Below are 4,738 nucleotides of genomic sequence, written 5' to 3'. Positions count from 1 at the left end.
ATTTCTTTTTATCAACAAAAATCAAAGAGCAAACTAGGAAGCGATCTGCAGGCTGCTCAAAGCACTGCTTTGAGGTTGTAGATAGAACTGACGAAGTCAGCTCAAAACATGGTTTTGAGGTTGTGGATAGAACTGACAGAGTCAGTATCATATACCTACGGCAAGGTGAAGCTGACGTGGTTTGAAGAGATTTTCGAAGAGTATAAAATATTCAGGTGACGCATAGATATAGTTAATTGAAGCTTTGTTTGAAATCTGATAAAATAATGATATTACTAAGTTTTAAAAACTAAAGAAAAGGGAAGATATGATTACAGGCGAATTAAAAAATAAAATCGATCAGTTGTGGGAAATTCTTTGGACAGAAGGAAACGCAAATCCTTTAACAAATATTGAACAGTTGACTTATCTCTTATTTATGAAAGATTTGGATAGTGTCGAGCTTGGACGTGAAAGTGATGCTGAATTTCTAGGGATTCCTTATGAGGGAGTTTTTCCAAAAGATAAACCTGAATACCGTTGGTCAACTTTTAAAAATATAGGAGATGCTCAGGAAGTTTATCGTTTAATGACTCAGGAGATTTTTCCGTTTATTAAAAATCTCAAGGGAGATACAGATGATACAGCCTTTTCACGATATATGCGAGAAGCTATTTTTCAAATAAATAAACCTGCTACGCTTCAAAAGGCAATTTCTATCTTAGATGTTTTTCCAACTAGGGGATTAGATGTAGATTTTGATAATGACAAACAAAGTATTACTGATATCGGAGATATCTATGAATATCTGTTATCAAAATTGTCGACCGCAGGTAAAAATGGACAGTTCCGTACACCTCGTCACATCATCGATATGATGGTTGAGTTGATGCAACCGACCATCAAAGATATTATCTCAGATCCTGCTATGGGTTCTGCTGGCTTCTTAGTATCTGCTAGCCGTTACTTAAAGCGTAAGAAAGATGAATGGGAAACCAATACAGATAATATCAATCATTTTCATAATCAGATGTTTCATGGAAATGATACGGATACGACTATGTTGAGACTTGGGGCGATGAACATGATGCTACATGGAGTAGAAAATCCACAAATCAGTTACCTTGACTCGCTGTCTCAAGATAATGAAGAAGCCGATAAATATACTTTGGTTTTAGCAAATCCTCCTTTTAAGGGCTCACTTGACTACAATTCAACCTCTAATGACCTTCTTGCAACCGTAAAAACCAAAAAAACAGAATTACTCTTTCTTTCTCTTTTCTTGCGAACTTTAAAACCAGGTGGACGAGCAGCAGTTATCGTACCTGATGGTGTCCTTTTTGGTTCGTCTAAAGCTCATAAAGGAATTCGTCAGGAAATTGTAGAGAACCATAAGCTTGATGCTGTAATCTCAATGCCTAGTGGTGTTTTCAAGCCTTATGCTGGAGTTTCAACTGCCATTCTCATCTTTACAAAAACTGGCAATGGTGGTACTGACAAGGTCTGGTTTTACGATATGAAAGCGGATGGCTTAAGTTTGGATGATAAGCGACAACCGATTAGCGACAATGATATTCCAGATATTATCGAACGCTTTCATCATCTTGAAAAAGAAGCAGAACGTCAGAGAACGGATCAATCTTTCTTTGTTCCAGTTGCTGAGATAAAGGAAAATGATTATGATTTGTCTATCAATAAATATAAAGAGATTGAGTATGAAAAAGTTGAGTATGAACCAACAGAAGTCATCTTAAAGAAAATCAATGATTTAGAAAAAGAAATTCAAGCTGGCTTAGCAGAGTTAGAAGAATTACTCAAGTAGGGAGGTGGCTGTATGAAAAAAGTGAAGTTGGGGGAAGTTTGTGAGATTTTATCTGGTTACGCTTTTAAATCATCACAATTTAATGATAACAAAATTGGTCTCCCCTTAATACGAATTCGAGATGTAGAAAGAGGTTTTTCTGATACCTACTTTGAAGGAACTTATTCCGAAGAATATCTTATTAAAAATGGAGACTTATTGATTACAATGGATGGCAGTTTTATATTGAAAAAATGGGAGGGGGATTTAGCGCTACTTAATCAACGTGTCTGTAAAATTAAAATTACGGATAAAAGTGTAGATGAAGGTTATATATCTTGGTTGATTCCTAAATTTTTAAAAGAAATTGAAGATAAGACCCCTTTTGTTACAGTGAAACATCTTTCAGTAGCTAAAATAAAAGATATCTCATTTGTATTGCCTAATAAACTAGAACAAAAGCTAATTGCAAAAAAACTAAATACGATAAGTCAAATTTATGATTTTCGTAAAATTCAATCAGAAAAATTTAACGAGCTCGTCAAATCCCGATTTAACGAGATGTTTGGGGATTTTTATACTACATTATTCCCCAAATATAAAATAGGTGAAAAATTTGAAGTTTCTAGTGGAAGTACACCATCAAGAGATAATAAATTATATTGGGATAGCGGAACGATTAATTGGGTAAAAACAACTGAGGTAATAAATAGAGAAATTACGGAAACTGAGGAAAAAATCACAAAATTTGCTTTAGAAAATACATCTCTTAAACTTTTTCCAGTTGATACAATATTAATTGCTATGTATGGTCAAGGACAAACAAGAGGAAGAAGTGCAATCCTCAAAGTTGAATCTACTAGCAACCAAGCATGTGGGGCTATATTTCCAAATAAAATAGACAATCCAGTTTTTATTTGGCATCAATTAATGCTAAGGTATAGCGAATTACGAGAACTTGGACGAGGAGGAAATCAACCTAATTTAAACGGTCAACTGATTAAAAATTTTGAACTGATTTTCCCCCCTCTAGCCCTCCAAAATGAGTTCGCAGACTTTGTAGCCCAGGTCGACAAATCACAATTGGCAATCCAAAAATCTCTGGAAGAGCTTGAAACTTTGAAGAAATCTCTGATGCAGGAGTATTTTAGCTGATATTCTGCCATTGTAATTACGGTAATGATTTGTTATAATACAACAAAGGAGGAAATCAGATGGTAGTAAAAACAAGAAAACAAGGAAATTCAATCACCATTACGATTCCAAGTGAATTTAATATTCCAAGTGGTGTAAAATACGAAGCTAAATTGTTACCAAGTGGTGAGATTATCTTTACTCCTGAAGAATTGGATCAGCAGGTTTCTTATGTATCTGATGATGCCTTTGACTTAAATTTAGATAAAATATTTGACGAATACGACGATGTTTTCAAAGCTTTGGTGGAAAAATGACAATCTATCTAACAGAAAAGCAAATTGAAAAAATAAATGCTTTAGCAATTCAACGGTATTCTCCAAATGAGAAAATTCAAACAGTTAGTCCTTCTGCCTTAAATATGATTGTGAACTTACCAGAACAATTTGTCTTTGGGAAGCCTCTTTATCCAACAATTTTTGATAAAGCAACGATACTATTTGTCCAATTGATAAAGAAGCATGTTTTTGCTAATGCTAATAAAAGAACTGCTTTCTTCGTTTTGGTCAAATTTTTACAATTAAATAGCTATCATTTTTCTGTAACGGTAGAAGAAGCAGTAAAAATGTGTGTGACCATCGCAGTAGAATCTTTAACTGATGAAAAAATGACAAGCTACTCCAAATGGGTTTCTGAACATTCTGTTAGGGAAAAGGTCAAAAAGTAACCTAGTATGCTGGATTTGAATGAGCACAAGAAAATAAATGAACAGACAATATTAGAATTCTGTAATGCAGAAACTGATATTGTCTCTTTTTATTGATGAATAAGAAAGTGAGAAATTATGGAATCAAAAGTTACAATTATCATGCAAGAAATGTTACCTCTTTTAAATAATGAACAATTACTAGCATTGAGAGAGAGTTTAGAACATCATCTAGTAGACGGAAAAAAGCAGCAGAAGTATTCGAATAATAACCTGTTGAAACTCTTTATTACCGCCAAACAGGTAGAGGGCTGTAGCTCAAAAACAATTCGTTATTACCAGAGGACGATTGAAAACTTGTTTAATGGTATTAAGGAGTCTGTGACACAACTCACAACAGATGATTTAAGGAGTTATTTAGCAAATTACCAGTCTGAAAAGGATTGTAGTAAGGCAAATTTAGACAATATTAGGCGTATATTGTCTTCTTTTTTTGCTTGGCTTGAGCAAGAGGAATATATCATTAAAAATCCCATTCGACGGATAAAGAAAATTAAGACTGAGCAAAATGTGAAGGAAACTTATACAGATGAACATTTGGAAATTATGCGCGATAACTGTGAAAATTTGAGAGATTTGGCAATAATAGACCTACTAGCATCGACAGGTATGCGTGTAGGGGAGCTTGTACAGTTGAATCGTTCAGATATTGATTTTGAAAACAGAGAGTGTGTTGTCTTTGGTAAAGGAAAGAAGGAGAGACCAGTATATTTTGACGCTCGTACGAAAATTCATTTAAGAAACTATCTTAACGACAGAAAAGATAGTCACCCTGCTCTTTTTGTAACGTTAGTTGGAAAAGTCCAGAGGCTTGGAATTGCTGGTGTAGAGATTCGCTTAAGAAAGTTAGGAGACAAACTCGGTATACAAAAGGTTCACCCACATAAGTTCAGAAGAACTTTAGCGACTAAGGCAATTGATAAAGGTATGCCTATCGAGCAAGTCCAAAAACTGCTAGGTCATAGCAAGATTGACACAACCCTGGCCTATGCCATGGTCAATCAAAATAATGTCAAGCATTCACACCAAAAATTCATCTCTTAAAAGCAAATCCCGAT

General features: G+C 34.5%; 6 protein-coding genes. All 6 read left to right on the top strand.

Going from position 1 to position 4,738, the window contains the following annotated elements; translation table 11 throughout:
- Positions 1–185 (top strand): hypothetical protein (locus HT669_RS10905; protein ID WP_345889809.1); only part of this gene is annotated, 185 nt, incomplete at its 5' end.
- 122 nt (positions 186–307) lie between these two features.
- Positions 308–1,801, top strand: a complete 1,494-nt coding sequence (locus HT669_RS10500; RefSeq protein ID WP_000627747.1) for a class I SAM-dependent DNA methyltransferase — start codon at positions 308–310, stop codon at positions 1,799–1,801.
- Positions 1,802–1,813: 12 nt separating this feature from the next.
- Entirely contained in the window at positions 1,814–2,935 is a 1,122-nt protein-coding gene (locus HT669_RS10495) for a restriction endonuclease subunit S (RefSeq protein WP_023938182.1), read from the top strand.
- A 59-nt stretch (positions 2,936–2,994) separates the two neighbouring features.
- On the top strand, positions 2,995–3,231 hold the full coding sequence (locus HT669_RS10490; RefSeq protein ID WP_000260603.1) for an AbrB family transcriptional regulator: 237 nt from the start codon (positions 2,995–2,997) through the stop codon (positions 3,229–3,231).
- On the top strand, positions 3,228–3,641 hold the full coding sequence (locus HT669_RS10485) for a type II toxin-antitoxin system death-on-curing family toxin (protein WP_000158362.1): 414 nt from the start codon (positions 3,228–3,230) through the stop codon (positions 3,639–3,641). The genes HT669_RS10490 and HT669_RS10485 overlap by 4 nt, the downstream gene beginning before the upstream one ends.
- 117 nt (positions 3,642–3,758) lie before the next feature.
- A complete protein-coding gene (xerA, locus tag HT669_RS10480; protein ID WP_000444454.1) occupies positions 3,759–4,724 on the top strand; it encodes a site-specific tyrosine recombinase/integron integrase in 966 nt (321 codons plus the stop codon).
- Positions 4,725–4,738: the final 14 nt, after the last annotated feature.

The sequence above is a fragment of the Streptococcus sp. 2100 genome (assembly GCF_013276335.1).
Lineage (GTDB): Bacteria > Bacillota > Bacilli > Lactobacillales > Streptococcaceae > Streptococcus > Streptococcus pseudopneumoniae.
The sequence above is the reverse complement of the archived record's forward strand: the minus strand, read 5'-3'. Positions and strand labels throughout refer to the sequence as shown.

Bases quoted from the DNA above. Each gene is read 5' to 3' on its own strand.
- HT669_RS10500 (WP_000627747.1), top strand. From the start codon at position 308: ATGATTACAGGCGAATTAAAAAATAAAATCGATCAGTTGTGGGAAATT.
- HT669_RS10495 (WP_023938182.1), top strand. From the start codon at position 1,814: ATGAAAAAAGTGAAGTTGGGGGAAGTTTGTGAGATTTTATCTGGTTAC.
- HT669_RS10490 (WP_000260603.1), top strand. From the start codon at position 2,995: ATGGTAGTAAAAACAAGAAAACAAGGAAATTCAATCACCATTACGATT.
- HT669_RS10485 (WP_000158362.1), top strand. From the start codon at position 3,228: ATGACAATCTATCTAACAGAAAAGCAAATTGAAAAAATAAATGCTTTA.
- xerA (WP_000444454.1), top strand. From the start codon at position 3,759: ATGGAATCAAAAGTTACAATTATCATGCAAGAAATGTTACCTCTTTTA.